Source organism: Streptomyces sp. NPDC006512 (assembly GCF_040611935.1).
In the GTDB taxonomy this organism is placed as follows: Bacteria; Actinomycetota; Actinomycetes; order Streptomycetales; family Streptomycetaceae; genus Streptomyces.
Window position 1 is genome coordinate 37470 of sequence record NZ_JBEXPG010000026.1, and the last position, 26889, is coordinate 64358.

At 69.1% G+C, this 26889-nt stretch carries 31 protein-coding genes and 2 pseudogenes; 12 read left to right on the forward strand and 21 right to left on the reverse strand.

Going from position 1 to position 26889, the window contains the following annotated elements; all coding sequences use genetic code 11:
* Positions 1–9: 9 nt before the first annotated feature.
* Positions 10–141, reverse strand: coding sequence for a hypothetical protein (locus ABZZ17_RS19525; RefSeq protein WP_258054030.1), 132 nt, complete (start codon positions 139–141; stop codon positions 10–12).
* Between the two features lie 194 nt (positions 142–335).
* Positions 336–563, reverse strand: a complete 228-nt coding sequence (locus ABZZ17_RS19530) for a hypothetical protein (protein WP_356877543.1) — start codon at positions 561–563, stop codon at positions 336–338.
* A 235-nt stretch (positions 564–798) separates the two neighbouring features.
* Here ABZZ17_RS19530 and ABZZ17_RS19535 point away from each other — a divergent pair, with 235 nt between their 5' ends.
* The gene (locus tag ABZZ17_RS19535) at positions 799–2082 is read left to right on the forward strand and encodes a helix-turn-helix transcriptional regulator (RefSeq protein ID WP_356877544.1); all 1284 of its coding nucleotides are present in this window, start codon (positions 799–801) and stop codon (positions 2080–2082) included.
* Here ABZZ17_RS19535 and cutA read toward each other — a convergent pair.
* On the reverse strand, positions 2079–2396 hold the full coding sequence (cutA, locus tag ABZZ17_RS19540) for a divalent-cation tolerance protein CutA (protein ID WP_356877545.1): 318 nt from the start codon (positions 2394–2396) through the stop codon (positions 2079–2081). The two genes, ABZZ17_RS19535 and cutA, sit on opposite strands and share 4 nt — an antisense overlap.
* Positions 2397–3242: 846 nt before the next feature.
* Here cutA and ABZZ17_RS19545 point away from each other — a divergent pair.
* Positions 3243–3647, forward strand: a complete 405-nt coding sequence (locus tag ABZZ17_RS19545; protein ID WP_356877546.1) for a hypothetical protein — start codon at positions 3243–3245, stop codon at positions 3645–3647.
* A gap of 306 nt (positions 3648–3953) precedes the next feature.
* Here the strand turns inward: ABZZ17_RS19545 and ABZZ17_RS19550 are convergent, their stop codons facing one another.
* Positions 3954–4529: a GNAT family protein gene (locus ABZZ17_RS19550; protein WP_356877547.1), complete on the reverse strand. Its 576-nt coding sequence runs from the start codon at positions 4527–4529 to the stop codon at positions 3954–3956.
* Between the two features lie 473 nt (positions 4530–5002).
* Between ABZZ17_RS19550 and ABZZ17_RS19555 the strand changes: the two genes are divergently transcribed.
* On the forward strand, positions 5003–6268 hold the full coding sequence (locus tag ABZZ17_RS19555; protein WP_356877548.1) for a PQQ-binding-like beta-propeller repeat protein: 1266 nt from the start codon (positions 5003–5005) through the stop codon (positions 6266–6268).
* Here ABZZ17_RS19555 and ABZZ17_RS19560 read toward each other — a convergent pair.
* The 3 genes and pseudogenes from ABZZ17_RS19560 to ABZZ17_RS19570 form a co-directional block, all read right to left on the reverse strand.
* A pseudogene (locus tag ABZZ17_RS19560) lies at positions 6265–6532 on the reverse strand (IS630 family transposase); the annotation flags it as partial. The gene ABZZ17_RS19555 and the pseudogene ABZZ17_RS19560 overlap by 4 nt on opposite strands.
* 690 nt (positions 6533–7222) lie before the next feature.
* The gene (locus ABZZ17_RS19565) at positions 7223–7534 is read right to left on the reverse strand and encodes a hypothetical protein (RefSeq protein WP_356877549.1); all 312 of its coding nucleotides are present in this window, start codon (positions 7532–7534) and stop codon (positions 7223–7225) included.
* Positions 7535–7903: 369 nt separating this feature from the next.
* Complete coding sequence (locus tag ABZZ17_RS19570; RefSeq protein ID WP_356877550.1) at positions 7904–8524, reverse strand: PH domain-containing protein; 621 nt, start codon at positions 8522–8524, stop codon at positions 7904–7906.
* A 714-nt stretch (positions 8525–9238) separates the two neighbouring features.
* Between ABZZ17_RS19570 and ABZZ17_RS19575 the strand changes: the two genes are divergently transcribed.
* Positions 9239–9493 carry a hypothetical protein gene (locus tag ABZZ17_RS19575; protein WP_356877551.1) on the forward strand — a complete coding sequence of 85 codons (255 nt, stop codon included), beginning with the start codon at positions 9239–9241 and terminating at the stop codon, positions 9491–9493.
* Between the two features lie 90 nt (positions 9494–9583).
* Here the strand turns inward: ABZZ17_RS19575 and ABZZ17_RS19580 are convergent, their stop codons facing one another.
* Complete coding sequence (locus ABZZ17_RS19580) at positions 9584–11089, reverse strand: S1 RNA-binding domain-containing protein (RefSeq protein WP_356877552.1); 1506 nt, start codon at positions 11087–11089, stop codon at positions 9584–9586.
* Position 11090: 1 nt separating this feature from the next.
* Complete coding sequence (locus ABZZ17_RS19585) at positions 11091–11696, reverse strand: recombinase family protein (protein WP_356877553.1); 606 nt, start codon at positions 11694–11696, stop codon at positions 11091–11093.
* A 237-nt stretch (positions 11697–11933) separates the two neighbouring features.
* Between ABZZ17_RS19585 and ABZZ17_RS19590 the strand changes: the two are divergent.
* The 3 genes and pseudogenes from ABZZ17_RS19590 to ABZZ17_RS19600 all read left to right on the forward strand — a co-directional run.
* Positions 11934–12636, forward strand: a pseudogene (locus ABZZ17_RS19590) (transposase); the annotation flags it as partial.
* A 26-nt stretch (positions 12637–12662) separates the two neighbouring features.
* Positions 12663–13181 carry a proline dehydrogenase gene (locus ABZZ17_RS19595; protein WP_356877554.1) on the forward strand — a complete coding sequence of 173 codons (519 nt, stop codon included), beginning with the start codon at positions 12663–12665 and terminating at the stop codon, positions 13179–13181.
* 555 nt (positions 13182–13736) lie between these two features.
* A complete protein-coding gene (locus tag ABZZ17_RS19600; RefSeq protein ID WP_356877555.1) occupies positions 13737–14018 on the forward strand; it encodes a hypothetical protein in 282 nt (93 codons plus the stop codon).
* Between the two features lie 454 nt (positions 14019–14472).
* Here the strand turns inward: ABZZ17_RS19600 and ABZZ17_RS19605 are convergent, their stop codons facing one another.
* Positions 14473–14763, reverse strand: coding sequence for a hypothetical protein (locus tag ABZZ17_RS19605; protein ID WP_356877556.1), 291 nt, complete (start codon positions 14761–14763; stop codon positions 14473–14475).
* A gap of 275 nt (positions 14764–15038) precedes the next feature.
* On the opposite strand from ABZZ17_RS19605, the gene ABZZ17_RS19610 reads away from it, so the two are divergent.
* Positions 15039–15251, forward strand: coding sequence for an IS3 family transposase (locus ABZZ17_RS19610; RefSeq protein ID WP_356877617.1), 213 nt, complete (start codon positions 15039–15041; stop codon positions 15249–15251).
* 53 nt (positions 15252–15304) lie between these two features.
* Here the strand turns inward: ABZZ17_RS19610 and ABZZ17_RS19615 are convergent, their stop codons facing one another.
* Entirely contained in the window at positions 15305–15760 is a 456-nt protein-coding gene (locus ABZZ17_RS19615) for a DUF3592 domain-containing protein (RefSeq protein WP_356877557.1), read from the reverse strand.
* 230 nt (positions 15761–15990) lie between these two features.
* Between ABZZ17_RS19615 and ABZZ17_RS19620 the strand changes: the two genes are divergently transcribed.
* Positions 15991–17601, forward strand: coding sequence for an alpha/beta hydrolase (locus ABZZ17_RS19620; RefSeq protein WP_356877558.1), 1611 nt, complete (start codon positions 15991–15993; stop codon positions 17599–17601).
* 10 nt (positions 17602–17611) lie between these two features.
* Here the strand turns inward: ABZZ17_RS19620 and ABZZ17_RS19625 are convergent, their stop codons facing one another.
* The 7 genes from ABZZ17_RS19625 to ABZZ17_RS19655 all read right to left on the reverse strand — a co-directional run bounded on the left by ABZZ17_RS19625 (position 17612) and on the right by ABZZ17_RS19655 (position 22691).
* Complete coding sequence (locus tag ABZZ17_RS19625) at positions 17612–17917, reverse strand: hypothetical protein (protein WP_356877559.1); 306 nt, start codon at positions 17915–17917, stop codon at positions 17612–17614.
* Positions 17918–18104: 187 nt separating this feature from the next.
* Positions 18105–18374, reverse strand: coding sequence for a hypothetical protein (locus tag ABZZ17_RS19630; protein ID WP_356877560.1), 270 nt, complete (start codon positions 18372–18374; stop codon positions 18105–18107).
* A 66-nt stretch (positions 18375–18440) separates the two neighbouring features.
* Positions 18441–18848 (reverse strand): DUF393 domain-containing protein, encoded by a 408-nt coding sequence (locus ABZZ17_RS19635; RefSeq protein ID WP_356877561.1) that lies wholly within the window; start codon positions 18846–18848, stop codon positions 18441–18443.
* 41 nt (positions 18849–18889) lie between these two features.
* Positions 18890–20413: a serine hydrolase domain-containing protein gene (locus tag ABZZ17_RS19640; protein WP_356877562.1), complete on the reverse strand. Its 1524-nt coding sequence runs from the start codon at positions 20411–20413 to the stop codon at positions 18890–18892.
* Positions 20410–21516 (reverse strand): HTTM domain-containing protein, encoded by a 1107-nt coding sequence (locus ABZZ17_RS19645; RefSeq protein ID WP_356877563.1) that lies wholly within the window; start codon positions 21514–21516, stop codon positions 20410–20412. The genes ABZZ17_RS19640 and ABZZ17_RS19645 overlap by 4 nt, the downstream gene beginning before the upstream one ends.
* On the reverse strand, positions 21513–22271 hold the full coding sequence (locus ABZZ17_RS19650; RefSeq protein WP_356877564.1) for a DUF5819 family protein: 759 nt from the start codon (positions 22269–22271) through the stop codon (positions 21513–21515). The genes ABZZ17_RS19645 and ABZZ17_RS19650 overlap by 4 nt, the downstream gene beginning before the upstream one ends.
* 57 nt (positions 22272–22328) lie before the next feature.
* Complete coding sequence (locus tag ABZZ17_RS19655) at positions 22329–22691, reverse strand: hypothetical protein (RefSeq protein WP_356877565.1); 363 nt, start codon at positions 22689–22691, stop codon at positions 22329–22331.
* A 428-nt stretch (positions 22692–23119) separates the two neighbouring features.
* Between ABZZ17_RS19655 and ABZZ17_RS19660 the strand changes: the two genes are divergently transcribed.
* Entirely contained in the window at positions 23120–23461 is a 342-nt protein-coding gene (locus ABZZ17_RS19660; protein WP_356877566.1) for a hypothetical protein, read from the forward strand.
* A gap of 249 nt (positions 23462–23710) precedes the next feature.
* Here the strand turns inward: ABZZ17_RS19660 and ABZZ17_RS19665 are convergent, their stop codons facing one another.
* Positions 23711–24244 carry a hypothetical protein gene (locus tag ABZZ17_RS19665; RefSeq protein WP_356877567.1) on the reverse strand — a complete coding sequence of 178 codons (534 nt, stop codon included), beginning with the start codon at positions 24242–24244 and terminating at the stop codon, positions 23711–23713.
* A 200-nt stretch (positions 24245–24444) separates the two neighbouring features.
* Between ABZZ17_RS19665 and ABZZ17_RS19670 the strand changes: the two genes are divergently transcribed.
* Positions 24445–25143 carry a hypothetical protein gene (locus ABZZ17_RS19670; RefSeq protein ID WP_356877568.1) on the forward strand — a complete coding sequence of 233 codons (699 nt, stop codon included), beginning with the start codon at positions 24445–24447 and terminating at the stop codon, positions 25141–25143.
* Positions 25144–25328: 185 nt separating this feature from the next.
* On the opposite strand, the gene ABZZ17_RS19675 is transcribed toward ABZZ17_RS19670, so the two are convergent.
* Positions 25329–25619, reverse strand: a complete 291-nt coding sequence (locus ABZZ17_RS19675) for a hypothetical protein (RefSeq protein WP_356877569.1) — start codon at positions 25617–25619, stop codon at positions 25329–25331.
* A 251-nt stretch (positions 25620–25870) separates the two neighbouring features.
* Between ABZZ17_RS19675 and ABZZ17_RS19680 the strand changes: the two genes are divergently transcribed.
* Positions 25871–26407, forward strand: coding sequence for a hypothetical protein (locus ABZZ17_RS19680; RefSeq protein ID WP_356877570.1), 537 nt, complete (start codon positions 25871–25873; stop codon positions 26405–26407).
* Positions 26408–26445: 38 nt separating this feature from the next.
* On the opposite strand, the gene ABZZ17_RS19685 is transcribed toward ABZZ17_RS19680, so the two are convergent.
* Positions 26446–26874, reverse strand: a complete 429-nt coding sequence (locus ABZZ17_RS19685; protein WP_356877571.1) for a DUF4259 domain-containing protein — start codon at positions 26872–26874, stop codon at positions 26446–26448.
* Positions 26875–26889 lie beyond the last annotated feature (15 nt).

The following is a 26889-nucleotide window of genomic DNA, read 5'->3' on the forward strand; positions in this document are numbered from 1 at the left end:
CTCGGTCGATCAGGTGTCGTTCATGTCCGACTTGCCACCGGTGTTGTCCGACGCCTCTTCGGCGCGCGACCGCGCCGCGTTGATCCGGCGGACACCGATCAGCAGACCACTGGCCTGCTCGGTGGGAGCGTTCTCGTTCATCCCGTACTCCTTCCTGATCCTTGACGTGTCCCGCAGGGGTTCCTGCGGGAAATCTGGGGGTAGTGCCGGGCGGGGATCCGCGGGGTCAGCGGCTGGGGTCGCCTGCGACGTCAGGGCGACCACCAGCGCGCTGGCGGACGCGACGTAGAGGAGGACGGCAGGTGCTGGCGCCAGCCCCACGGGGCCCTGGGGGTTCAGCCGCGTTCCAGGCTGGAAGGGTCCTGGACGACCCACTCCACGCCGCCGCCCTGGGGGCGGGCGAAGACCGCGTTCGCATACGAGACCCGAGTGGTCGCGTCTTCGTACTCGCCAATGAACTGGACGATGCCGCGGCGGTTCTCCAGCGGATCGAAGATCGACGTTCCTTCGCTGACCCAGCCAGGCACGGTCTGACGCTGGCGCGGACGGATCTGAGGGGCCACGGCTCTCTCCTTGCTCTCGGGCAGGCGCTTCGCTCCGGGGACGCAGCCAGCCGAGGTGCGACATGGGGTAGGGACCTGAGGCCCGCTGCGAGGGGGAGGCCGCCCTTCCCGGGCGGCTGTCACCAGTCAACTGCCGTACGCGTTTGGACGGATGGGCCAGAAGGCATGGCCATTCCGGGGACATGGCCAGCTTTTACGGCCAGGCTGGGATCCGGGCTCTGCGGACGGTCGAGGGATGGCGATGATGACCACGAACGAGGGCGACGGCGTGGAACCGATCGGGCCGCTGCTGCGGCGCCTGCGGATGGCCGGCGGGCGCACGCAAGAAGGGCTGGCGGCTGATCTCTCCGCCCGACGGGGGTACCCGCTGGAGCAGGGAGCGGTGTCCCGGTGGGAGACCCACGAGCGGCTGCCGGATCCGGCTTCGCGGGCGCTGCTGGCTGCGGAGTTCGGCGTACCGGAGGAGGAACTACGCCGGGCCGTGGCTGTCGCACGGCGCCTTCGCCGACAAGAGCACAGGAACCAGACCGACCAGGAGAACGATGTGTTCGACCGCCGCGGATTCATGTCGGTCTCGGCCGGCGCCGGGATCGCCGTCATACAGCCCTCTTCGCTGCTCTCGTCGGGACGGAGGATCGGGGCTGATGTCCCAAGACAGTTGAGCCAGCGCACCGCCCGACTCCGGCGCCTGGACGATTTCGTGGGTGGCGGAGACACCTACCAGATGTACGCCCGGGAACTGGAGGCCACGACCCGGCTGACCGACGAGGGCGTCTACAGCGAGGCGACCGGCCAGGCACTGCGCGGCATCATCGCCGAACAGGCCCAGCTCGCCGGCTGGGCGGCCTACGACGCGGGGCAATACAACGACGCCCGCGGGCACTACATGACCGCCTTAGCCGCGTCACGCGCCGCCGAGGACAGCTCCCTGGAAGGCAACTCGCTGGCCTTCCTGGCGTACCTGGAGTGGACGGTGGGCGGCGGCTCCGGGATCAGGTTCGCGACAGCCGCGTACGAGGCACTCGGGTCGGGGACGGCACCCGTCGTGCGGGCATTGCTGGCGGACCGGCTGGCATGGCAGCAAGCCACCTCGGGAAACGCTCGGGAGGCGGACTACGCCTTGGGCATCGCAGAGGAGGCCATCCGCGAGCACACCGACGAGCCGGGTCCGGACTGGGCGTACTGGGTGGACAGCGACGAGATCGCGATCATGACGGGCAGATGCTGGGCAGAGCTGCACCGGCCGCTGCGGGCGATCCCGGCCCTGGAGGACGCCTTGGGGCGGTACGACGACTCCCGGTCCCGTGACAAGGCGCTGTACCTGACATGGCTGGCTGCGGCCTACCTGGACGCCGGAGAGGTCGAGCACGCAGCCGCGATCACGGCCCGGGTGTTCGACCTCTCCGAGGGCCTCGCATCGATCCGACCGATGGGTCGGGCCCGCCTGATGGTCAAGCGGCTGGAGCCCCACCGCTCCCTCGCCCCGGTGGGTGCGTTGCTGGAACGCGCGAAGGGCTAGCGGGTAGCGCGGGTGATCCACTCCAGGTACTCGGCGCGGCCGGCGTCGATCGCGAACGCGATCACCTCAGGCGAGTCATACGGGTGGTTGTCCACCAGGTGCTTCTCCAGGGCCTCGCGCCGGTCGCCGGCCGTACGGAAGGTCACCTGGAACTCCGTGCCTGCGGAGACCTCTCCGAGATGCCGGTACGTCGTCTCGATCGGTCCGGTCACCTGCCCGGAGGCCGCCAGATTCGCCTCCACCGCCGAGCGCGACAGCCTCCGCGCGGCATCCTGATTGTCCACGGTCGTGATCACGATCAAGAAGTCAGCCATGGGGGCAACGTACCTGGCCTGACGTCATGTTGGCCCTGCAGAGGTCATCGATTCCGGCGAGATCGACGCGAACCCGCTCACACAGACCCGCAACGATCGTCGCGGATGGCCTTGGGATCCCAACTGCCGGGCAATCCGCTCTCCCGATGGTTGAGCGGCCTCGCTCTACTCAGAAAGAATACCGGGCGCCCCGCACGAACACGGTGGCGGCGAAGCGGTAGGCGCGGGCGGCCGCTACGCCGCTGAGCTCCTTGAACCGCTGTGCCAGATGGCGACGCACCGCCCAGGGCATGCCAAGGCGCCAGATCATCCGCTGCCGCGAACGCTGCGTCGCCCGGGAGCTCTACTGGCACATCCGACCTCAGGCTGCCACAACGGCGCTTCCCGCTGCTTGACGAACCACAGGGGCATCATGAACGTCCACAAAGACCGCCGGCTGAGGGCTTTCATTGACGCGCGACTGGATCACCGCCTACCACCTGCCGCCGCCGTACGCACCCGGCCCCAACCCGGTGGAAGGCATCTGGTCGGTCCTGCACCGACCCCGTCCACCTCATCCGCCGGCTGCGACACCGCCTCCGCCGGTTCCGGTAGCGCAGCGACCTCATCGAGGGATGCCTTACCGGAACCGGACTCACACTCGCGACACCACGACTACGAGGTCAGTACCTGCGACGAGGTCGCCAGCTACCTCGTCGCTTCGTGCGGGGTGGTTCCCGTCCGTGATCCGAAGCGCCAGAGAGAGCGGTGCCGGGGAGGGCGGGACGCTTGGCTAGGGTGAACACGCGTGCGGGAGTTGACTGACCGACGGCTTCCCGGCGTGTCATCGAAGGAGCGTCACCAGCTGTGCAGAAGATCAAGGCCGCCATCCTCGCGTTCGCCGCCGTGGCCGGACTCGCCGTCGCCGCCGCGCCGGCCCAGGCCGCCCCGTGCAGTACCGGCGGCGCCCAGTACATCTGCGAGTACGGCGTCACCAACCACGCGCTTCCGGGGGACCAGCGGGAACAGTTCCTGGTCGGCACCGATTACGCAGTGTGGACCCGCTGGACCACCAATGGGCAGTGGTCCGGCTGGTACTCCCTCGGGGGAACCGTCTGGAGCAAGATCAGCATCAGGGAGCAGACCGACATCGGCCCCCACGCCATCTGGATCTACGCCAAGGGCTCCAACACCCAGACCTGGGGTCGGCTCCGCACCGCTCCCGGCGCGAACTGGAGTGGATGGGACTGCCTCAGCTGCGCCGACCGCTGAGTCCTGGCCCGTCGCGGATTCGACTGCGTTCGACCCTTGCGAATGGCCCCGGGCGGGATGCGTTCCGCCCGGGCCGTCCGTCGTGGCTGCCGGGCACAGCAGCGCCGCGCCGGATGCGTGGTGTGGTGTCCTGGGACCGGCCGCTGACGCTGTGGGACGCGGAGGGGATGACGTGCCGCGCCGCCGTACCGTGCTCGGCCCGGGCCTCGGACATCGGTGGGGCAAGCGAGGACGCTGAGCTTGCCGGAGCGGCCCACAGTGACCTCGGTGGGGGCGCGGACCAAAAGGCGCGGGCAGGTCTCGGTCCTAACGGCCGCCGGCCGTCGGCGCGGTCGTCGGGTGCCACTCGCGGCGGAGGAGACCGAAAACCCAGGAGTCGGAGACGTCGCCGTTGACGACGCAGTCCTCGCGGAGGGTGCCTTCGCGAACGAAGCCGAGCTTCTCCAAGACCCGGGCGGACGCCACGTTGCGGGTGTCTGTCTCGGCCTGGACCCGGTTCAGGTCCAGGGTGTCAAACGCCCACCGCAGGACGGCGTGAGCGGTCTCCGTGGCATAGCCGCGGCCCCAGGCGGCGGCGTCGAAGGCGTAGCCCAGGGACGCACTGCGGAAGTCCGGGTTCCAGCTGGTCAGGCCGCACCAACCGATGAACGCGCCGTCGGAGCAGCGGTCGACGGCCACCCGCGCTCCCGTGCCTTCCTCCTCGATCGTCTGGCAGGTCGCGATGAAGCGCTGAGCGCGGGCCCGGTCGGTCCACGGCGGGGAATCCCAGTAGCGCAGCACGTCAGCGCTGCTGTGCAGCGCGTAGAGCGGCACCGCGTCGGCGTCGGTGAACGGCCGCAGTCGCAGGCGGGCGGTGTGCAGCTCGGGGGTGCGCAACGTCATGCGGAGCATCCTGCCGCGTCACGCTCACCCCCGACCATCCGTTTATCCGGACGGTCGGGGCGCGTACGTTCCCGGTAACGCCGGACGCGCCGCATGGGCGGTGAGTCCGCGGTACCGTCCGGCATGGCGAGCGGACGGCGGCCGTACTGGCGCGCCCTCGGGACGCCGACCAGACCCCGCAGCCGCAGGTGGGGACCGTGGTGGTGACCGAGGGGCGACGGCACGGCGTTGTCCCGGCATGGACATGGACGACGAAGCCCGCCCTGCCCTGTCCGTAGAAGCTGCTGGCGCCCTCCCCTGTACGAACGGGGGATGCCGCAGGTTTCGCGAAGGCCGGAGCCTCTGCCCTGACCACGCCCGGCACCTGTCGGACGTCCAACTACGCCGCATTGACCGGACGGCCATACGTCAACTCAACCAGGGTGAGGTCCGTTTAGGATCTTACTGATGATTCATCACATGGGGGAGGAAGCATGCGCCATACATGGCGGGTGTGTTCAATGGTTATGTCTGCAGGCCTGACTCTGTGCCTGGCAACGGCGTGCGGCGGTGCTGATCAGCCGGTTACCGACCAGCCCAAGAAGGAGGCCGCGCCGGGGCCGACCACGCCACCGGTCCCGACGGCCTCGAAGTCCTACGATCCGCCGCTGAAGTTCGGGGCGAAGACGAGTGATCCCATAGCCGGCGGATTCAGCAAGGGGAAATGGGCGGTACGCCTCGACGGCACGACCGCGTACGCGTCCTCGGCGGGCGAGGTGAAGGCCGTCGGCGCGCTCGACAGCAAAGAGCGGTGGAGCATCAAGCCGCAGGGCCAGCCGGAGCAGGACTCCTCCTACGGTACGGGCCCTGTGGCCAGGCCGACCCTCGTGCAGATCGACGGAAAGGCCGCAGTGCTGGCCGCCTTCGCCGTGGTCGTGCCGGGCTCGGGCACCACACCCAGCCGGGCCGCCATCGAAATCACGGCGGTCACCGCCGAGTCCGGTACCCGGCTGTGGACCGCCACGGTCGACAAGCCCGACCGCCAAAGCGGTGGGGTCGTACTGATCGGTTCCGACGGTACGACCGCGGTCGTCCGCGTCGGTGGCTCGACCACCATCGGAATCTCCCTGACCACGCGGCAGACCGTCTGGACGGCCAAGGGATTCTACGGCGAGATCGTCGACCGTGGCATCGTGGTCGGACGCGGTGAGGGCACCAAGGTGACCGGGTTGGCGATCACCGACGGGAAGGAGGCCTGGACGAACCGGGAGAGCGCGCTGGAACTGAATTCGGTCGGCGCGGGCCTGTTCACGGCGAATCTGAGCGGAATCTCGACCCGCCCCCAGAACAGCGCGGCGCTGCTGGACGTATCCACTGGCCGGCCGCCGGCCGGCATGGACGAAAAGGCACTGGGCGAACCGACAGATCTTTCCTGCCTGCACGACCAGCGCTCGACGATAGTGTGCACGGCCGACAAGGGGGTGTTCGCACTCGACGCCACAACATTCAAGGAACTCTGGACCATCGACCGCAAGGACAAGTCCCGGCTCCTACCCGAGGTGACCACGGCCTGGCACGGCGCCGTGTACGCAGCGACCACCAACGGCACGGTCGTACTCGACGCCCTCACCGGTAAGGACAAGGCCACGGACCCCGGCCTCGCCCCCACCGAGGTCAACGGCTACGTCGGTCTCTCAGGTACGAACCCCAGAAACCTGAACACGACCGGCGAAATCACGGCCCACCCCGCCGTCGGCTAGTGACCTGAGTCAGAGATTCCTAGGCAGTAGGCGGCGACTTCGTCGAGGTTCTCGTCGGCGCTCTTCGTCCGGACGAAGGGCCTGTGCTGATCGTTCCAGTCGGTCGGCCAGGCTCGGACATCGCGTTCGAGGGCATGGACGGAGCGGTGGACTCCGCGTTTTGAGCTCTCTCTCTTTCTTCTGCGTGAGCTCGGCCCACCACCGCTCCACCAGGTTCAGCCATGACGCACTGGTCGGCGTGAAGTGCAGGTGGTAGCGCGGGTGCGTCTTCCGCCGGCTTCGCCCGGAGCCCTCCCGGTACTCGGCCGCGTCGGCCACGTAAACCTCCGGCTCGGCTCCGTCCGCCCATGAGCTCAGGAATCCGGTCCGTGCCGGCTTGCCCTTGGTGAGCACGTACTTCTCCCGCACCCGTTCGCCGTGGGCCGACCGGCCAACCGCACCATGTCGGTCGGGCCCGACCCGGGGGGCCTTATCCGGCGTCACAGAAACCAGGAATTACACCCGAAGCGGTGAGACGGCGCCGCTCCCCTCGCGGGCCCTTCCGCGCCACACGCCCAGCGGCCGCACCCAACAGGCGACGCCCCCGCCCGGCTGGTGCCGCCGGGGTCGTCCCTGCGAGGGCGGACCCTCTACGGTCAGCTCCCCAGTTCGGTGGCCGCCGGCTGGCTGCACAGCCGGCGCGAAACGACGAAGGAACGACTCCGTCGAGGCGGAGCCGGCGACCGCCCCCACTTCTTCACCCTGAGCTCAGCGGCCCGCCTGGTCCCGGTACATGACGTGCTGAACAGCCCTCTGGGACCGGGGAAATGGGCAGCGCACCGGGACAGGGGATGTGACACGGCTGCGGGATCCGGCCATGAAACCCCAGATCGGAGCGACGTGTGAGGACACGGCTTTCGGGGACCCACACCGGCGACCCGGGGCAGGAATCCCGGGCTGCCCCGGCCCGCGGATTCAGGCCTGGGGCGGATACGGGAACTCGGTGGCGTCGCCGAAGAAATAGTCGTACGCCTTCTCGAGAAACGCGTACAGGTCGTCCTCGCTGCAGAAATCGAGACTCCCCTGCGTGATGTCCTCCCACTCGACGAGCGACATCTCCCGCGTGCGAATCACCTTGGCGAATCCGTCACGCTGGTCTGCGACGGTCTTCGAGAAGGGGCCAGGGTTGGCGAGACTCCCCTGGATCCCCTTCTTGAGGTCTTCCGGCTCATTCATGTAGTCGGGGCCGAAGGCGCTGCCGATGAAGGACTTCGTCTTCGCGTCCATGCGCTTCTCCTAGGCGTGTCGTCCCGGCTCGGGACTGGGGTACATCGTCTTGAGGTCGCCCGTGCTCGGGTCGTAGACGGCGAAGGTGTCGCCGTCCTGGAAGTCCACGGGAAGGCGTTTCACAGAATCGTCTGTGGCCTTCGGGTCACCGGGATCCACGTAGTAGTTGGCTCCAGGGGGGCTCGATGTCCTCCGACCGGACCTCCACCGTCCGCGTCTACCGCTCGCCCACGGCACCCCTCAAACACCGCACCGTGCCGCCGGCCACGGCCAGGACCGCCGCGATCCGACGATGCCGCAGCACGCACGGCGAACGGACCCGATGGACGCCCGGCTGGGGCCGTACCGAGTCGTTTCGTTCGTGGGTGCTCAGAAGATGGTCGTGCCGGTGATGATGACGGCGAGAACGACAAGGCAGAACAGGGTGAGGGAGATCCGGCCGGTGAGAGCCCGATACCGCTTCGCGTACCGTGCCTCGTGCCGGGCTATGTCTGCTTCCACACGCGGGTCCGGCGCCCAGCCGGGCGCCCGTCGCTCCTCCAGGAGGGCGCGCAGGGCCGCCGTTTCATGTGAAAGTCGCTCTTCACCGAGTTCGGTGGTGTCCAGGTTCGGCAGAAGCACGCGTCGGCCGTCCGAACGGTAGGCGTAGACGACCCTCTCCGGGGTCGCACGCTCCCCCACCGGGGGCGAGGGCGGAGCGACGGTACGGATGTCGTAGATGTCGGCCCAGCCGAAGCGGCGTGTGCGCATGCCCGCCCGGAGGGAGATGCCGTCGGCGTCGACGTTGGTGAAGGTCCGCGGTGCGGCGCCCAGAGCCCAGAGGAAACCAGCCGCGCAGGCGACGGTGGTCGTTATCTGCAGCCAGAGGGGAAAGGACTCGTTCCAGGTATGCAGGAGGAAAGCGGCGATCGGTAGGCCCGCTACCCACACGACTGTGAACGTCTTCTTGGTCGTGGTTCGATAGCGGCGTGGCAGTGGTCCTTCGTGCACGGTCTCCCCCTGAAAAGCCGAGATGGATCTTGAGCTGCTACATGATCGCAGCCGCCTACCGGGGGCATACGAGGAGGTGGTCGTAGACCGCTCGCTCGCCACGGCCGGGGCCCATGGGACTGACGGTGGTCGGGTGGTGGTGGCATCGGGAGCGTCCCGCCCACGAAACACCCACCACGGGAGCCACAACTCACCGCGTCAGCGGCAGCGGCAGCGGCAGCGGCAGCGGCAGCGCCGGCGGCATCCCGTCGTGGCCGGCGCTCGCGGTGTGCAGCCCCACCGATGCCCCGGACCGACCGATCGAGCCTTCAGGTGCGCTCCACCACCAAACCCGTACAGCCGGCGGTGTGGCACGGCGAGGGGTCGGTGACCACGCACAGGGGCGCGGCCTGGTGAAGCCGCCCTACGGCCCCTGATACGACGGCCGGGCACCGCCATCTGTCCGTCGGCGCGGTCTTCGGCAGTGGCCAGGGCGACACGGCATTGCCGGTCTGGTCCGACGGGGTCGCGGCGGCCGGAGACACCTCAGGCTTCGCCGTCCGCGGCGGCCGCACGTACACGGTCACCGAGCAGGGACAGCTGCTGTAGCACAGCGGAGCCACTGGCTCAGCCTCAGAACGCACGGGCGTTCGAACAGCTAGTTGGTCTAAGCCGGCGTGCACGCCGGCTGCCTGCCCGTGAGGCTGAAGCGTCATCTTCGGGCTAGGGAGAAACATGCCTCAGGAGCAGTGCGAGGCGGCCAAGGCCGACCTCGAGCGAGCACAGCAGCTAAAGATTCGTCTTCACAGGGAGTGGGACGAGGCCAGGGAACGGCTTGCCGAGTTGCAGGCGGCACTGCCCCCGGACCCCAAGGAGATCGCAGCCCAAGAGATCGCGGTCGAAAACGCCCGGAAGAGGTTCAGGGCGGCGGAGGAGAAGGTCACAGAATGCAGAGATCGGGTGGATACCTTCTGCGGTGACCACCTGTAGCCCACAGCACGGGCAAGCCGTAAGGGCGGCCGACCGTGCCGGCGCCCTGGGCCGCGGGCGTCGTCCTTGGACGTGTGGGCAGCCGTTTCCTCAGGAACGGCGATCTCCCTCTGCGCGGGGTGTTCCGGCCTGCCTCTGCGACAAGGCGATGCGACGCCGGGCGAGATCGACATCAATGATCTTCGCCGTGAGGGCGTCGCCGACCGCGACGACAACCGGGGTCGCTTCATCCAGCTCGCTGGTGTGCACGAGCCCTTCGAAGCCGTCCTCTCGGTCTTCGATGCGGACGAAGACGCCGAACGGGAGGATCTTGGTGACCTGTCCGGTGACGACCTGTCCAAGCCGCTGCGCGACCTGCGGCCACGGGTCCTCCTGCACCGCTCGCAGCGACAGCGGTACCCGTTCCCAGACCATGTCGACGTCGAGGACTTCGGCGGTGATCTCCTGGCCGATGCTGACGACGTCGGATGGGTGGCTGAAGGGACGCCAGGACAGCTCCGGAATGTTGATCATCGCGGTGAAACCACCGATGTCCACGAAGGTGACGCCGAAGCTGGCGATGGAGGTCACCGTGCCGGTGACAACCTGACCGCGCCGCAGAGTCTTCAGGAAGACCCAGTCCCGGTCGCTGGGTGTCGGCTCGGTCTGCCAGCGAGCGCGGAGAACCCCGTCGCTGTCGGGCAGTACGGCGGTGAACAGCGGGAGATCTTCACCGGCGTACATGGATACGACGCCGGCAGCACGCGCGTCGGCGAGCTGGGAGGTCACCGCCTCGAACTGGGTGTCGTCCACGACCGTGCTGGTGATCTGCCCGTCCTGGTCCTCCCAGATGATCTCCACCAGGCCTTCATCGGGCAGGGCGGCCACGGCCGTGTCGATGTCGGTGAGCAGGTCCGGCCAGACCGCCAGCTGGGAGCGCGGGGCCAGTCGGGATCGGACGGTCTCGATGGTGTCGCTGCTCAGGCGGTGCCACCGGGATGCGTTGTCGGCGAAGGCCTCCTGCAGGAACACGGCGCGGTGGGCGCTGACGGTCCAGTCCAGGCGGGCCCAGAAGTCGGCGTCGGCCGGACGCTGCACGTACGCGGGGTCGTCGGGGGTGAAGTCGTACGGCGATGCGTCCAGGCGTTCCGGGAACAGGCCGAGCGCGCGGGTGCGGGTCAGCGCGGCTTCGCAGGGTCGGCTGCTGCCGAGGTAGAGGTATTGGTCCCAGCCGACGTGCACCGTGAACGCTCCCTCCGCCTCCAGGCGGCACCAGGCGCCGTTGTCGCGGAGCATGGCCCGGACGAGTTCCAGGCCGACGTCGATCGGCACCAGTGCGCCGTCGTGGAACCCGGCGTGGTCGGCGGGAAAGAGGCCGGCCAGGCCGTGGCCGTCGATCGGTGGTTCCAGGCCGAAGTGGACGAAGCCTGCGAGTTGCGGCTCGCGGATGGCCAGCTGGTCGACGCCGGTGTCCTCGGCGAAGGCGGCAACGGCCTGCAGGTAGGCGGCTTCAACCGGCCCGTGGTCACTGGTCGCGGGCTCAGTACCCGCGTAGTGGCCGTTCTGGTCGCGGTCGGCGGGGTCGTACTTCGTGACCTGGTAGACGTAGGGCAGCACGTCACTGCCCGCCGGGCTTCGACAGCGCGGGTGCGTTCTCGTGGCGCTCAATGACGCGGTAAACGGTGGCGCGGCTGACAGAGAAGAGCTCGGCAAGGCCGGCGATGGTGTGCTCGCCGGACTGGTGCTGCTTGACCAAGTCGGCCTGCCGGCGGGCGGTGAGCTTGGGCTGCTTCCCCTTGAGCTTGCTCTTGGCCCGCGCCACTGCCACGCCTTCGCGGGTACGCATGCGCGGAAGGTCGACGTCGAACTCGGCGAAGGTGGCCAGGATGCCGAAGGACATCTTGCCCATCGGGTCGGCGGGGTCGTAGAGGGTGCCGCCGAGCGAGAGCTTGCCCCTGCGGGCGGTAAGGGAGTCTCCGATGTCGCGGGCGTCGGGCACCGAGCGTGCGAGGCGGTCGAGCTCGGGGACGACGAGGGTGTCGCCGGCACGCACCGCCGCCAAGGCCTGGGCCAGGCCGGGCCTGTCGCGATCGGTTCCGGTCAATCCGTGGTGGTCCACGTGGATCCCGTCCTCCGGAACGTCCAGGCTGAGGAGGATCTCGCGCTGGGCGGTGAGATCCTCCTTGTCCAGACTGCATCTCGCGTAGCCGAAGCGTTCACTCATGCCCGGAGCGTACGGTGAGTGCCCGCTGACCAAACAGTTCACCGGACGACCCCCTGAATGAGACCGCCGCTTGCACGACCACGTGAAGGGCCGGATCCTGCAGTGCGGCGACAGCGGCGGACTCCACGTCGACCGCGGTGAGTGATGCGGGTATCTTGATCGCCGGCTTGCCGCCCTTGATGCCTCGCATCGGGTTGGCGAGTCGATCGCGGCGACCAGGACGGTGGCCTCGAAGCGGTCGTCCTCGACGCCGACTACGACGCGCCCCGCCTTGCCCACCTCCTCAGCGATCTGCCGGTCGAAGTGCTGGGCCGGCTGCGCTCGGACCGGTGCATGCGCAAGCCGGTCCCGGTGCCGTGGATCGACCACAAGGGCCCCTTGCCGGTCATCGAAGGCACGGTGATCCGGTTGGCGGTCGCGAAACTGCCCAGCGGTGGGGTGAACAAGCCTGTGTGGCTGTGGCGGTCCCGGACCGGTGCCCGCCCCGAGGACCTGGATCCGTGCCGGCAAGCATTCCTGCGACGGTTCGACGTGGAGCACACCTTCCGCTTCCTCAAGCAAACTCTCGGGTAGACCCGGCCCAGGCTCCGGAACTCCGGCGCGGCCGACCGCTGGACCTGGCTCGTCCTGGCCGCACATGCCCAACTCCGCCTCGCCCGCCCTCTCGCACGGGATCTGCGCCGACCATGGGAGCGACCAGCGGAACCGGACAGCCTCACCCCCGCCCGGGTCCGCCGCGGGTTCGGGAATCTGCACGCGAAGACGGGCACGCCGGCCGGTGCACCGAAACCCACACGGCCCGGCCCCGGCCGCCCGCTCGGCTCGAAGAACAGGCGGCCCGCCACCCGCTACGACGTCGGGCGGCTCTTCGCCACCGGTGAGTCCTACACCCGACCCGCACATCACACGAAGGGGGACGAGGCCCCGGCGAACTGGATGAACAGCAAGAACGGCAGACTAGGGCTCATGGACTCAGGACTTGCCGCATTGCTGGGCGCCGCCGTCGGCTCCGCCACCACCCTCGGGGCCGCAATCGTCAACGGCCGTGCTCAGGCACGGTCCCAGCACGCGCAATGGAGTCGCCAGCATCGCCGCGACGCATACGCCGGCTACCTCAGCGCTCTCCATGACCGCGACATCGCCATGGACGCCGTCCTTGACGCGCTGCGTGCAGACCAACCCGATCTGCCCGACATCGACGAGAAGACAGGCCGCTTCATCACCCTGGCCCGCGAGGTCCACCGCGCCTGCGAAATCGTGATCCTCGAAGGGCCGGCACCTCTCGCGGAAGTCGCGGAACGCGTCACCGTCGCCTCCGCCGACCTCTCACACGTCATGCGACGGATAGCCGAGAACGCCCACGCGGGCAACACCACCCACAAGGCCGAAGACCTCGCCCTTGCCGCCGAACGAGAGCGGACCCTCTACGAAGCCGTCAAGGACTTCCGCCTCGCGGCCCGCAGTACTATCGGCAAAACCAACTGATCCAGGGACTCCGAGCCCCGGCCCCCGGACCGTTGGGAGATTGAGGCGTTGTTCAGCCTGAAACGTTGAACGTCAAGCTAACCGGAAGCCTGGGCAAGCCCCGTAATGGAGGGCTTGCCCAGGCTCACCTGAGGCTTGCCCAGTGCTGAGTCCGCCCACAGCGGCCGGACCTCGGCGCTCCTACCGCAGTGCGCGCAGTGTCCAGAGCGTGCGACGCCGGGCGCGCCGCTGGATTCGTCGGCGTCGAGCGGGAGCCTTGTCGAACCGGTCAGCTGGTCATCGTGCAGGGCCAGGTCCTGACGGTTGCCGACCATGGACCTCCGGGGCGATACCCGGGCCAAGAGACCGGCAGTCCCAGGGATACGGCCAGAGCGTCCCGCCGAACCGACGCAGCGGCCGAGCGAGCCGTCGAGGTCCTCCGCACCTTCTGAGTCGCTCTCATGTAAGACGTGTATGCAGGCTGCTCGGGAATCTGGCATTCTGTGCCAGCCCCTGCCACATCGCGCCGCACCGCATGACCTGGGGACGACCCTCCTTTCCCAAGGACACCCCGTCATGTCTGGATACCCTCAGCAGCCTTACGGTCAGCCCCAGCAGCCCCACGGACAGCCGCCCCAGGGCCAGTCCCCCTACGGGCAGTACCCGCCGCAATACCACCAGCCGTACGGGCAGCCGCCGCAGCAGCCCTTCCAGGTCCACGTCGCGAACCAGCACACCCGCACCGTCCACGGCGTCGGCTGCCTCGGAAAGATCGGCTGGTACGTCCTCATCGTCATGACCTGCGGGCTCGCATGGCCCTTCTACTCCCGGGCGAAGCGCACCAGCCGCCACTACTGACCGCCCCCGTCGGGGCGGCCGCCCTCCCCCGACCGCTGCGCCTCATCGCGGTAGACCGCCGGGTCGGTGCTGATATCGGCCGCCAGTTCCTTCCCTTGGCGACCAGGCCTTCGACACCTGACACAGTCGAACGCTGAAGAACGCCCGGGCTCTTCGCGGCGAGCACGATGGCGGTGCGGCCGCCGCAGGCGCCGGCCGGCCCGGCACTGGAGGCCTTCGAAGGACAGTCAGCCGATTGCAGTGGGCAGCCGCAGGACCCTGCGAGCGGTGTCGATCGCCCCTCCGGACCGCGGTCCGGGGGTCGGTGGCCGTCCGGCCCGCGCGCGGATTGCCCGCGGGCCGGAACCACCGTCAGGAGCCGCCCGTTGATCGCGGGCTGACGATCACCGCTGAGGGGGGTCCATTTGGGAATCGCCCAGCTGCAGAATTGTGCCCTGCCCCCGTTACAAGAAGGTCAACCCAGCTCAGCCACGTCAGAGCTAGCCGGCTTCGGGGGCCTCTGGTGACCGCACTCCAGCCGGGTTCCGTTGGCGTCAGTCACTGTGTACTCCAGGACAATCTTGGTCGGATCGCCGTCTTCATAGGGCCACACCGTGACGCCTCCCTCCCATACAACGGTGGAGAACCAGACATCGATCCCCTCGGCTTCGGGCGCGACCGTGAAGACCTCACCGGGCTTCAGGTAGAAGTCCTCACCGTACGGCTCGATGAAGAGGCAGAGATCGCCATTGCCTGCGTTCTCCACAGGCAGCCTGCTGCGTCCCACTCGTCCCCCCAAGACCGCCACACCGATGCGCCGCTCCACAGTATCCGCCTGCTTCGCCCCCGGCCGGGCTCACGCAGCCCCGCCCCTCGAAGTCCTTCGCGGGACAGCCCTAAGCTCATGCTGGCCGCCCTCAGCGACTTGGCTTGCCAGTGGGCGTGTTCTCAATACTCACAGGCCCATCGCCACTGGTGGTCGCATGATGCATCCCTGAGGCCGGCGCCCGGCCGTTCAGACACCTAGACGGATCCGATGGCATCCGCGGCCGCGTCTTCACCAGCAGGGCCGAGGCGGATCTCGCGCTGTTGCAGTACATCGACGGGTTCTACAACCCCCGCCGTATCCAGAAACGACTCGGCTACCTCGGCCCGATCGAGTACGAGGGGAAGCAAACGGGGGAACCTCAGCCGTGCGCCCGTCCAGTAGGGCTCTGTGAGCTGGTCTTGGGCCTTAGAGATGCTTCCTCATGACTCCAGGTGTACGGACCCGGGTGCTTCGTGAACGTTTGGCACATCAAGGCCCCTTACAACAGGCCTCCCAAGGCGAACCCCAGCCCCATCGCGACGAACAGCGCGCCCATTGCGCAAAACAGCCACCAAAAGGCGGTGCCCTCGGCCGGGATCGTCCAGCGTGACGGGTCTGCCCGGTCGTAGCGGACCTCGACGCGGGCACCGACGGGAAGGGTCCTGTCCTTGGGGCGAGCGATGTTCGTCCGGGTTTCCATTGCGCGGCCGTCGCCCGTGCTCCACGTGATGACCGGGTAGTACACGGTGGTTCCGACGCTCCGGCTGGTGCTGCCCGTTTCCGAAGCCGGCGCGATCCGGGTCTCCTCAAGACGGGTCACCACGCCCCGCGCAGTGCCGCCCTCCCTCAGCAGGAACCGGACGCGTCGGATCTTGAGGGAGGCGACGACTCCGATGGCCGACCCCGCGGCGGTGAACACCGAGGCGAAGAGCAAGAGGATCTGGGAAGCGGACACGGGGTCGTCTCGATTCTGGAGCCGGAGAACTCCTGACAGCATGCCAGTGCGGCGATCTCCCCTCCCCAAGGGCGCCTGGCCGGGACCGCCCTCTGCGGAGCCGCCGACGGTCTCCTCCCGGAGGAGGACGCCGGACCGGACCGCAGGTCCAGGACCAGGCGTGGACGGGACCGGGGTCCTCGTGCCCTTGGGCGATGTGCCGTACCAGGGCGGGTTCCTAGCCTCGGGGCATGCGATCACACGAAGCGGACGACGCCCAAGGAGACCCCGTGACCAAGGTCAGCCCCGCCGCGCGCCGCGCCTTGGCCGTGGGCCTCACCCTCGCCGCCTGCCTCACGTCCTCCCCCGTCCTGGCCACGGCCGCCGAGACCCCAGCCCAGGGCGGCTCCGGGGCCGGACTGGACCGGTACTACCGTCAGCACCTCGGCTGGGGCAGCTGCATCAAGGGCCCCGACGACACCACGGGCCGCGATCTGGACCAGGCGGGCGTGCAGTGCGCGGACGTGACCGTGCCCCTGGACTACGCCGACCCCGGGGGGCGCACGATCACCGTGGCGGTCTCCCGGCTCAAGGCCACCGACACCCGGCACCGCATCGGCGCGATCCTCCTCAACAACGGCGGCCCGGGCGGTCCCGCGCTCCAGTCCCCGCCGCAGGCCCGCGCGTCGATGAAGGAGGTCGGCGCGCGCTACGACATCGTCGGCTTCGACCCGCGGTTCATCGGGCGCAGCACCCCGCTGGACTGCGGCCTGCCCGTCGGCATGACCTGGCTGTCCGCCGGCGCCGGCCGGGCGGGTTTCGACCGCCAGGTCGCCCTGCAGAAGAGCCTGGCCGACAAGTGCCGGGCCACCGACGCCGCGGTGCTCCCGCACATCACCACCCGCAACACGGCCCGCGACATGGACGTCATCCGCGGCACGCTCGGCGAGCGGAAGATCTCCTTCCTGGGCTACTCGTACGGCACTTACCTGGGCACGGTCTACACGCAGATGTTCCCCGGCCGTCACGACCGGATGGTGCTGGACGGGGCGATCAACCCGAGCGACTACCGCCCGCGGCTGTTGAAGGGCACCGAGCGCGAGAACGAGAAGGCGCTGTCCGACTGGGCCGCGTGGGCCGCGGAGCACCACGGCACCTACGGCCTCGGCCGCAGCCGCGCCGAGGTGCTCGCCGCCGTCGGCCGCGTCGTCGCGGCGGCCGCGCGCGGTCCGCTGACCATCGGCGCGGGCGCCGATGCCTTCCGGATCGACGACAGCCAGGTGCCGCTCCTCCTCTTCTCGGGCATCGCGGACGACACCGCCCCGGCGCGGGCGTCGTTCGGCGAGCTGCTTTCCGTACTGGCCGAAGCCGCGAAGGGCCGCCCGACGACGGTGCCGCCGATGCTCGTCCCGGAGCTCCGGTACGTGCTGCGCGGTGAGGGCGAGCCCACCGGCGCGCAGTCCGCCGTCATCTGCGGGGACGTGCCCGCCCCGCGCGATCCCGAGTTCTACTGGCGGGACATCGAGCGCAACCGCACCGCGCACCCGCTGTTCGGCGCTCTGACCAACAACATCAACCCGTGCGCCTTCTGGGACTCGCCGCGCGAAGAGCCCACCCGGGTGCGGCGCGACGCCCCCGCACTGATCGTCGCCGCCACCGGTGACCCGCGTACGACGTACAAGGGAAGCGTCGAGCTGCACAGGCAGCTGCCGAGCTCCAGGCTGGTCACCCTCGAGGGCGCCAACCGGCACGCCCTCTTCGGGCGCTACGGCAACGCGTGCGTGGACGACCAGGTCAACCGGTACCTGGCCACCGGCAAGCTGCCGGCGAGGGACCGGACCTGCGTCAAGCAGGCGGGGTAGCGGCGGGCGGCTACCGGCTCTGCCAGACCGGGGCGGGGTGGCGGGGTGCGCGCCGCCTGCGGGCTTCGAGCCCGAGGAACGTGGCTCCCGAGGCGAGGGTCGTGAGGAACGACACCAGCATGGCCAGCGGCAGCAGGACACTGGCGGGTTCCCCCAGCCCCAGCCACAGCGCCGCCGTACCCATCGCCAGGGCCACCAGCAACAAGACCCGCGCGGTGAGCGACAGCTCGCCGCTCACCGCGACGAGGGCATACCCGATGATCAAGCCCGGCGCGACGGTCACCACCAGGCCCAGGAACAAGACGAGCAAGAGCATGATCATGTCGTACCGACCTCCGGTTCTCACGGCCGGCTGGTGCCGAAGGCAGACGGATCCACGTCCCCCTGGCCTGTCAGGCCTTTCCGCACGCCATGTTGCCAGACTTTCTGAACACGTTCAACGCAGCTCGTGGACGGTGTCCACTCCTCGGCGGAGATGCGAAGGGGCCTCGTGCGGTGGCTCGTTACCGTGCGGCGTCCCCGCGGCGGCGTTGCCTGATGCGGGCCACGGCGATCGATCCCGCACCCGTGGTGAACACCAGGGCGGTGACCGCGTAGGCCGCGCGCAGCCAGGCGGGGCGCTCGTCCCCCGACATGGCCAGGGAGGTGAACCAGACGGTTCCCAGCAGGCAGCCGAGTACCTGGACGGCCGGTGAGTAGCGGCTGCTGCCTTGTTCGGGGCCGGTGGCCGGGCCCGGCGGGTCGGCCGGACCGGTCTGCGGGCGGGTGTTCATGACGGTGCGTCTCCTCGTGCTGTCGGGGTTTCAAGTGGTGGGCCGTGATGGCCGGGGGTCCTGGTTTCAGGCTCCGTCACGGGTGGTGGGCCGCAGGTGAGCGGGCAGGGAACAGGCTGCCGTACCGCCCGGGAGGCGGTGGCGGTTCACCGCGACCGCCCGGTACACGAGCCGTGCGGCCCAGCTGACCGGGGGCCGGGCCATGGCGCGGCCGGCGAACCGCACGGGCCGGCGGCGGTCCCGCTGGAGCAGGTGGGCCACCGCGTCCGAGCCGCCGTACACGACGCCCTTGCCGGGCTCGATCCACAGGACCTCCCGGTCGGCTCGCTCCGCCGTCACGCCGAGTGCCTCGATGTCGGCGAACTGCCAGGGGGTGACGGTGGCGTCGGGGTCCAGCAGGCGAACTGCGGTGTCGACGGCTCTGGTGCAGAAGCCGCAGTCACCGTCGTAGAGCAGGATCGGACGTTCGGCCACGGTGGCTCTCCTCGTGTCGTGCGGTAGGGGCGGGAAGGTGGTCAGAGCATGGAGGTTGCCAGTGCGGCCAGTGTGGCGGCCAGCAGACCGGCCCGCGCTGCACCTGCCCGTACGGCGGGCCCCGGGAAGGGGTGGGGGCCGTCGGGCGCGGGCGTGGCCCGGGCGGCGGCGCGGGCGATGTCGAGGACGACTGCGCCGGCTGCCAGGAGGAGGCCTGCGGTCCACAGCACCGGGGGTACGGCGAGCCAGTCACCGAGCCGGTGGGTGAGGGCGAGCGCCGTCATGGCGAACGCGGCGTCCAGGAACCGGCGGCCGCGGAAGGTCCGCCGGGCGCCTACTCCGGCCGCGGCGGCGAGTGCGGGGAGCGAGGCCCCCGCGGTGCCCGCGACGGTGAGGAGAACGAGGGCGCCGTCCCCGTCCTGCGGTGCGGCCGCAAGACCGAGGAGCTGTTGCCCGATGCCGTCGACCGGGCGGTCGGTGTTGGACAGGACGACCACCCCGAGCGCCCGCTCGCGGTCGAATCCCATGTACGAGGTGAAGCCGCCCGTGGCCGCGTTCTGCCAGGTGATCCGGCGGCCCTCGGTGGCGCTGGTGAACCATCCGAGTCCGATCCGTCCGCCCGGGCCCGCGTCGTACCCGGGTTCGGCCGCGCGCGCTCCCGGCGCGCTTCCCTCCATCACGGCGCGCAGGAAACGTCCCATGTCGTCGCTGGTGGTCCAGATGTCACCGGCGGGCGTGTAGCCGGAGGCGTACCAGTGGTCCGCTGCGGGACCGGTGGCCTTCCGGCCTTGAGCCGCGGACGGGGGGAGGGGGTCCGCACGGGTCACGATGCGGGTGTTCGCCATCCCCAGCGGGCTGAACAGGTGCTGCCGCAGCAGCTGCGGATACGGCTGCCGCGTGTGGTGCGCGGCGGCCAGGCCGGCGAGGGCCATTCCCGTGTTGGAGTAGCTGTAGCGCCCCGGAGTGCCGATGGCGGCCGACTCCGCGGAGCTCACCACGTCCTCCTCGGTCAGACCGCGGTACGGGTCGTGCCCGAACAGGCGCAGCCGCAGCTCGCGCAGGGCCATGGCGGAGGTGGGCGGCAGCTTGTCCAGGCCCGCCCGGTGGGTGGCGAGGTCCTCCAGTGTGGCGTCGGCCAGGCCGGGGCCGATGCCGGCGGAATCGGGCAGCAGTGTCCGCAGCGGCGCCGTGAGGCTGATGCGTCCTCGGTCCGCCAGATCGGCCAGCAGCATGCCGGTCATCGGCTTGCCGAGGCTGCCCGCCTCGAAGACCGTGGAGGAGTCGACGACGGCCGCACGGGTGTTCCCCGAGTCGCCCAGCCCGGCCGTACGTACCGTGCCGTGCTCGACGACGGCCACGGCGAGGCCCCGGTAGCCCCGGCCGTCGCCCACCACCACCCGCACCCGTTCGGCGAGCGTGGCATCCCCGCTGGTCCGGCCACCCAGTACGGGAGGGGCGGGTGACCAGAGGGACCCCGCGACGGCGCCCAGCAGCAGCGCGAGGCCGAGCAGCAACGCGCCGGGGCGCCGGACCCGTTGTGTACGGAGCCGGGGGTGTCCGGTCACAGCCGCGTCAGGACGGGATCGGCGGGGGCCGGTCGGGCGCCCGTGGAGGTCGCCTGAGGGAGGGGGGCGGCGTTCGCTCGCGGTCGCGGGTCGATCTCCGGGGCCGCTGTGGCCGGCTCGGGAATCCCCTGTCGCATCCGACGCCACGTGCGGGCCAGCCGCCGGTAGTGGTCGTCGCCCATGATGACCAGTTCCAGAGCGATCATGACCAGCGAGAAGGTGATGAGTCCGGCCATGTGCACACCGATGCCCGCATGCATCAGGATGCCGCCCGCCACGGCGAACACCCGCCACTTGCGGTTGAACAGGAGGAAGGTGAAGGCCAGCTGGAAGAAGACCGTGCCGTAGGTGATGGCGACGACCAGGGTCGCGTTCTCGTAGACGAGCCGGTTGACGCCGGGCCAGCCGAACTCGTTGACGCGCAGGATGTAGTAGAGGGCGGTGCCGTTCTGCCACCGTTCGCCCTGCACCTTGTACATGCCCGACACCAGATAGACGGTGCAGACCTGGAGGATGACCGCCAGCAGGCCGGCGTGGTGCAGGAGGGAACCGATCCGGTACCTGACCGACTGCCGGTCGATGCCGGAGGGACGGGACTTCGCGGAGCGGGCGTCGAGGGAGAACCGGGCGCCGGCGTCGATGAAGACGAAGAAGACAAGGACGATCGCGGTGACGTTGTCGCCGCCGTCCAGCACGACGGGATTGCGCTGGTTCAGCGACCACAGGAAGACGTAGTGCGCGACGCAGGAGAACCGGGTCTTCCAGCCCAAGGTGAACAGCAGCGCCGCCAGCACGCCGGCGTGGAAGACGAGTTCGAACCACAGGTCCGACCGGCTGAGGTTGTAGAGCGAGAAGCCGTCGCCCGCCGCCGGTCCGGTGAAGTTCTGCCAGGGCCACACACCGTCCGGCCCCCACATGTAGCCGCGGTCGGTGTAGTCGCGGAGGTAGAAGTACAGGCCGGTGGCGCCCAGCAGGATGCGGGCCAGGGCGCTGCCGATCAGTGCGCGCCGGTGCAGGCTGAACGCGTCGAGCGCTGCGGACCAGCGTTGCAGTGACCGGCCGGCGAGGGCGCGCGCGGCGGCCGCCGTATGCGGTGCGTTCATCGCGTCACCTTCAGCGGCTTGGCCCAGTCAAGGTCGTAATAGTCCACTTTGCCCTTGCTCTCCCTGGTGTAGCGCTCGGAAAAACGCGGGTACTCGTTGGACACGACCCGGACCTGCACGGCCTCCACGTCGGCGCCCCACAGTCGGCGCGCCTCGGCGCTGGCGAGAGCCTGGGCGTAGCGCATCGCGCTGTCGCGGCCGTCGAGTTCGGCCTGGGTGAGGGCGGGCTTCAGCTCCCCCGCCGGTTCGGTGGGGTCCGTCGCCGCTGTCGCCGCCCCGCCGGTCGGCTGGACGGGCTGGTTCTCCGCACGCAGTTTCTCGAGCTGGGGGTCCCGCCAGCCGTCGAGCTGCTGACGCACGGCGGTCGGGAGCCTCTCGACGCGGGAAGGCCAGAACCGCTGATCGTGGAGCTTGTCGATGTGCGGGGTGGTGACGTCGGACCACTGCGTCGTGACCTGCGCCCCGTCCGGTCCGGGAATTTTGGCGCGGATGAGCAGACCGGAATCCTCGGATATTGGATTCGGTGCGAAAAGATGCCAGTCCTGACCGAAGTACGGTGACATGTAGGAGTGAATCTGCTCGTCGTATTTTTCGCGGATCGGATTGAAAGGCGTGTTGTAAAGAGCCGTCATTCCGAAATGGAAGGCGAGAGCGCCGGCTGCGATGACGGAGGCGGCAATGACGGAGGCCCGACGGCCCGCGGACAGGCTTGAAAGCGGGATGTCCGATGAGTTTTCTGGCACGCTGTTGCTCACTTACTAAAGGTGGCGGGCGTCCCGTACGGGGACGCCCGCCACCAAGAGGGCCACTGACTAGTCGAACGCGCGCGAGAAGTTCACATTGGTGTGGACGTCCGTGCCGGCCACCTCACCGCGGATGAAGGCACCCTTACGGTTCTCCGCGAGTCGCTGCATGTCACGGCCGGTGTTGGCCTTGACGTAATCCCAGGCCGCGGAGCCGGCGAAGGATCCGGCCGCCTTCTTGGCCACGGACGCCCACGCCTTCGTGGTGAACTCGGTCTCCGTGAGCTTGTCCGGCCGGTTCGCCGCCTCGGCGAATGCGGCAGCGGTGGTCTCCTTGTTCGGCTCGGTTTCCTTCTGGCTGGCCGAAGCCGAGGAAGCGAAGGCGATACCCGCGGTAACTGCCAGTGCTGCGCATGCTGCGGCCATCTTCATCCGGCGCATGAAATCCCCCATATATTTTCACGTTGATTCTGGCGGTCAACCCAGAATCTGCACACCGATGTGGTGCGCGAACGCAACCTTACCTGCAGGTAATTTCATTACACCAATCGGAATAGTCAATTCCGCAATTACTTTAAAGTTTCGGAATGAACTATTCCACTATTGACTTTCCGTTGCCGCATCCATCCGAAAACAAAACGGAACACGCACGGGTGCGCATCGGGGCCCAGCCCGCGAGGCATCGAGGTATCGGGGCGATGTGAAGCGGGCGATGGGCCGTCGACGGCGACTGGTCACGCTGCCGACGGCCGAAGGCGCCGCGACGTGCGGCCCCGCGCACGGCAGTTAGGTACGCGGACCAGGCGAACTGAGTACGTACGCCCATGCCGGGGCCACGGGGCGGGCGGTGCAATGGGGGCATGAGAACGACTTCTGCCCTGGTCCCTCCGCCCGAACGGACCCGGCACTCGCCGTGGTGGCTGGCTCCGGCCCTGTTCACCGTGGCGGCTGTACTGGGCGGTGCGTGGGGCTACCGCTCCTGCCCGATCATCCACGGCGTTGCGTGGCTGGCCCTGCCGTACGTCATTCCCCTGGCTCTGGTGACGGCCTCCTGGCGGCCCTCGGCCCACCGGAACACGCGGACCCGCGGCTTGGTCATGGGCGGGGCCGGCGCCTTGATCGCCCTGATCTACGCGCACCTGGCCACCTTCGTGCTGTGCGCGCTGGCGCTCCTGCTGTGGGCCTTCCAAGGCGGCGGCTAGAACCGCCTCGGACCCGATGCGCGAGGCCGATCCGAGGCTCTGCCCGGTCCGAGTTGGCCGCTACGAGGTCACGGTCCGGACATGACGCAGCTCCGGTACACCGTGGTGTACCGGAGCCGAGGCCCGCTCCGGTCCGGTCCGCGTCCGGGCGGACCAAGATCGCGTCCAGGACGTCGTGGGATCCCCACGCGGAGGCGAAGCGCGGAGGCGAAGCGCGGAGGCGAAGCGCGGAGGCGAAGCGCGGACTTGTCAGCCGGGGAAGGAGAAGTAGAGCGCCTCGCTGTAGAAGGACGCGAAGTGCTTCTGCCAGTCGGCTCGGACCGAGGCCAGCCAGTCGTCGTTCTGGCCGGCGATCGCCGCCTCGGCGTTGGCGACAGCGTCGGGGATGTCGTCGGACGCCAGACGCCGCACGCTCGCTGCCGGATCGTCACCGGACATGGAGACGATCTCACCGGTCTCGAGGACGAAGTACTTCGCCTGCTGCTTCTCGAGGTGGGCCGTGGTCCTGGCCACGCATTCGGCGAATTCGGCGTCGTCCTCCAGGCCCTTGCCGACCGCGCGCAGGAGGTCGCGGAGCAGCGCCGCCCCGTCGGCGTAGTCCGCGGCGATGCCGATCGGAGGGTTCCAGATCATCGACGGAACGACCGTCGTTCCGCGCCCCACCATGAGCTTGTGGGCAAGCGGGATGTCCCAGTTGTGCTCGGATATGCACCGGATCCGCTGGGGAATCTGCGCCTCGTTCGGCATCGAGTCCGCGGAGTAGAGGTATGAACGGTTTGCCATGGTGGCGACGCTAACACCAGGAACCGACAACGCCGGATGCCCGCCGGTCGCACCGTCGGACACTCCTGCCGCGGGGTTCAGCTCACAAGCGGTGCCGGATGTGGTCGAGGTCTGCGTCGAGGACGGCCAGGTCCTGGTGGTCGCGGAGCTGCTGTTCGCGCGCTCGGTCGTCGAGGTACTGGTAGGCGATCATTGCCTTCATGGACCACCTCGCACCCGTCAGCAGTTTCGGACTGCGGTTCGTCATACCGCAGCACCCTCAGGTGATCGAGGAGGGGTGGGCGGAGGTGCGTCCGTTGGTCGACGGCCGGGACCTGCTGGCGGAAATCCACCCGGACGGCATGTCGAGCTGTTCAAGCCGGCATGTGCTTGGCCCCGCCGAGGGCTGGCCGTTCGCGGCCTCGGACGAACCGCGCCGGGTCGAGCTGTCCAACAACGACTGTGTCACCGACTGCTGCGGAGGCATCTTCGTCACCATCCGGCGCCAGGGCGACCGGGTGCTCTGGACGTCGTGGGAGAACACACACGACAACCGGGTTCCGCTCCCCACCGACCTGCACTTCGACGCGGCCCAGTACGACGCCGAACTGTTCAGGGCAAGCACGGACGTCAGCTGGGAGAAGCCTGTGGACGCAGCCGCCCGGCTGCTGGCCCGGGAACTTGCGGACCGGACAGGTCCCGAACACGGGGACCGCGTAGTGCTCGCGATCACGCCGGTACGTACGGAGCCCGCACGGGTGACGGTGCGTCTGGGCCGCCGCGGTGTTCCGTGGGCACCGGGGGAGGATGTGGTCCGCGACCTGCTCGTGACCGGTCAGGAACCCGCTCGGGAGCTCGTGCGGCGGTTCGTCCTCGCACTCACGGCCGAGGACTCCGGCAACACCTTCAGCCAACGCTGAGGCGGAAGGCGGTCCAGTGGCCTCGCCCGTACGCGGCGTTCAAGCGGACGATGTCGCGCTCCAGCCTTTCCCAGGCAAGCTCGGCCGGGCCCAGTCCAGGCTGCCTTCGACCGGGCCGCCCGGCTGCAGTCGGCCGCAGGAGTCTGACGTCAGAGCGCGGGTTCCGAAAACCCATGCGGTCGCCGCTATCCGCCGACGGTTCCGTCTTCCCCGCCAGGGGGCGTCCACCAGGCGACGATCCGCGCGGCCATCGCGTCCGGCCGCGGGCCCGAGGGGTCGAGACCGAAGTGGTCCGCCAGCTCATGCCGCAAGAACTCGGCGATTTCCGTCGGGCCTGCGCCACTGTGAAGCTGCCCGAGCAGCGGGGCGAGCATGCAGTCGTACTCGTCCTGCACGGCGTCGGCGACACCGATCGGATCCCACGCGTTGAGCAGACGCCGCAAGCCGCGCTCGGTGGAGGTGCTCCAGGGTCTCATCTCCCCAGACTGCACCATCCCCCTCTCGGCCAGGCACGCGAGAGCGCGAGCACACGAGCCCATACCCGAACAAGCAAGCTCGCCGCCGCCGCCCTACGCCTCACCCGCCGACCGCACGTGTCCACCTGTCGGTGGACAGCCGGTCCATCGGTCGGTTGTCCAGGTCCACCCCTCCCACTGCCTAGCGTGGGAACAGAAGATCCGGGAGAGCCGCGAAGCACCCCGTACCCATCGACAAGAGGGGTTGCCCCATGAGCCCGTTCCTGACCGCCTTGATAGCCAGCGGGGTGATCCTGGTCATCATCCTGTCCACCGACCTGGGTACCCGCCAGATCACCAACATGCGGCTGCTGCGCTCGATCATCGCGATCGCGGTCGTGATCGCGCTCTTCGTCCGCACGCTCCCCCTGGGAGGAAACGACCCCTGGCTCCAACTCGCCGGTATCGGTGCGGGAGTCATCTGCGGCCTGATCGCCGCGACTCTGCTGCCCGCCCACCGAGCCCCCAACGGTGACGTCTACACCAAGGGCGGCATCGCCTATGCGATCGTCTGGACCTTGATGTCCGCCTCCCGCGTGCTGTTCGCCTACGGTTCCGAGCACTGGTTCGCGCAGGACGTCATCCTGTTCAGCATCGAGAACAAGCTGAGCGCACAGGACGTCTACTCGAACGCCTTCGTGTTCATGGCCCTGGCCATGGTCCTCACACGCACCGCTGTTCTACTCGTCAAGCGCCGCCGGACGCGCGGCACCCAGGTCCCGACGAGCGACGGCCTCGTAGACGTCTGACGGCATCCGGGTAGGACTCGAGTAGCGGTTGCGGTGGGTCAGGCCAGACTGAGCTGTTCTCCCGGAGGCTGTGGCAGGAGCACGCTCCGCAGGAGGCCGATTTCCGCGCGCCAGGGGCCGGCGCCGTCCGACTCGGCCCAGAGGTCCATCAGTTCGGATGGTTCGGTCATGATGCGGTCGAGGGCCTGAAGGGCGAGATCGCGTAGGCCGGTGAGATCCGGGAGGGGCTCTTCCGGCCCGTAGACGGGATCGGCCGGCTCACCCCCGGGGCACTGCGCGGCAACGAGTGCGGCTGCTGCTACGGCTACCTCGGATTCGGGTGCTTCGAGGTAAGCCGCGGTGTCGATCACACGAGTGAGAGCTCTACGGACGATGCCCTGACGTTCATCGGCAGGCACTTCATCGAGGTCACCGCCGAAGTCCGCCGCGGTGTCGTTGTCGAAGGGGCCGACGTCCCAAGTTCCCATGGTCTCTCCTGATCA

Bases quoted from the DNA above. Each gene is read 5' to 3' on its own strand.
- ABZZ17_RS19525 (WP_258054030.1), bottom strand. From the start codon at position 141: ATGAACGAGAACGCTCCCACCGAGCAGGCCAGTGGTCTGCTGATCGGT.
- ABZZ17_RS19535 (WP_356877544.1), top strand. From the start codon at position 799: ATGGCGATGATGACCACGAACGAGGGCGACGGCGTGGAACCGATCGGG.
- cutA (WP_356877545.1), bottom strand. From the start codon at position 2,396: ATGGCTGACTTCTTGATCGTGATCACGACCGTGGACAATCAGGATGCC.
- ABZZ17_RS19550 (WP_356877547.1), bottom strand. From the start codon at position 4,529: ATGACGTTGCGCACCCCCGAGCTGCACACCGCCCGCCTGCGACTGCGG.
- ABZZ17_RS19555 (WP_356877548.1), top strand. From the start codon at position 5,003: ATGCGCCATACATGGCGGGTGTGTTCAATGGTTATGTCTGCAGGCCTG.
- ABZZ17_RS19565 (WP_356877549.1), bottom strand. From the start codon at position 7,534: ATGGACGCGAAGACGAAGTCCTTCATCGGCAGCGCCTTCGGCCCCGAC.
- ABZZ17_RS19575 (WP_356877551.1), top strand. From the start codon at position 9,239: ATGCCTCAGGAGCAGTGCGAGGCGGCCAAGGCCGACCTCGAGCGAGCA.
- ABZZ17_RS19585 (WP_356877553.1), bottom strand. From the start codon at position 11,696: ATGAGTGAACGCTTCGGCTACGCGAGATGCAGTCTGGACAAGGAGGAT.
- ABZZ17_RS19595 (WP_356877554.1), top strand. From the start codon at position 12,663: ATGGACTCAGGACTTGCCGCATTGCTGGGCGCCGCCGTCGGCTCCGCC.
- ABZZ17_RS19600 (WP_356877555.1), top strand. From the start codon at position 13,737: ATGTCTGGATACCCTCAGCAGCCTTACGGTCAGCCCCAGCAGCCCCAC.
- ABZZ17_RS19620 (WP_356877558.1), top strand. From the start codon at position 15,991: ATGCGATCACACGAAGCGGACGACGCCCAAGGAGACCCCGTGACCAAG.
- ABZZ17_RS19625 (WP_356877559.1), bottom strand. From the start codon at position 17,917: ATGCTCTTGCTCGTCTTGTTCCTGGGCCTGGTGGTGACCGTCGCGCCG.
- ABZZ17_RS19630 (WP_356877560.1), bottom strand. From the start codon at position 18,374: ATGAACACCCGCCCGCAGACCGGTCCGGCCGACCCGCCGGGCCCGGCC.
- ABZZ17_RS19645 (WP_356877563.1), bottom strand. From the start codon at position 21,516: ATGAACGCACCGCATACGGCGGCCGCCGCGCGCGCCCTCGCCGGCCGG.
- ABZZ17_RS19655 (WP_356877565.1), bottom strand. From the start codon at position 22,691: ATGAAGATGGCCGCAGCATGCGCAGCACTGGCAGTTACCGCGGGTATC.
- ABZZ17_RS19660 (WP_356877566.1), top strand. From the start codon at position 23,120: ATGAGAACGACTTCTGCCCTGGTCCCTCCGCCCGAACGGACCCGGCAC.
- ABZZ17_RS19665 (WP_356877567.1), bottom strand. From the start codon at position 24,244: ATGGCAAACCGTTCATACCTCTACTCCGCGGACTCGATGCCGAACGAG.
- ABZZ17_RS19670 (WP_356877568.1), top strand. From the start codon at position 24,445: ATGGACCACCTCGCACCCGTCAGCAGTTTCGGACTGCGGTTCGTCATA.
- ABZZ17_RS19675 (WP_356877569.1), bottom strand. From the start codon at position 25,619: ATGAGACCCTGGAGCACCTCCACCGAGCGCGGCTTGCGGCGTCTGCTC.
- ABZZ17_RS19680 (WP_356877570.1), top strand. From the start codon at position 25,871: ATGAGCCCGTTCCTGACCGCCTTGATAGCCAGCGGGGTGATCCTGGTC.
- ABZZ17_RS19685 (WP_356877571.1), bottom strand. From the start codon at position 26,874: ATGGGAACTTGGGACGTCGGCCCCTTCGACAACGACACCGCGGCGGAC.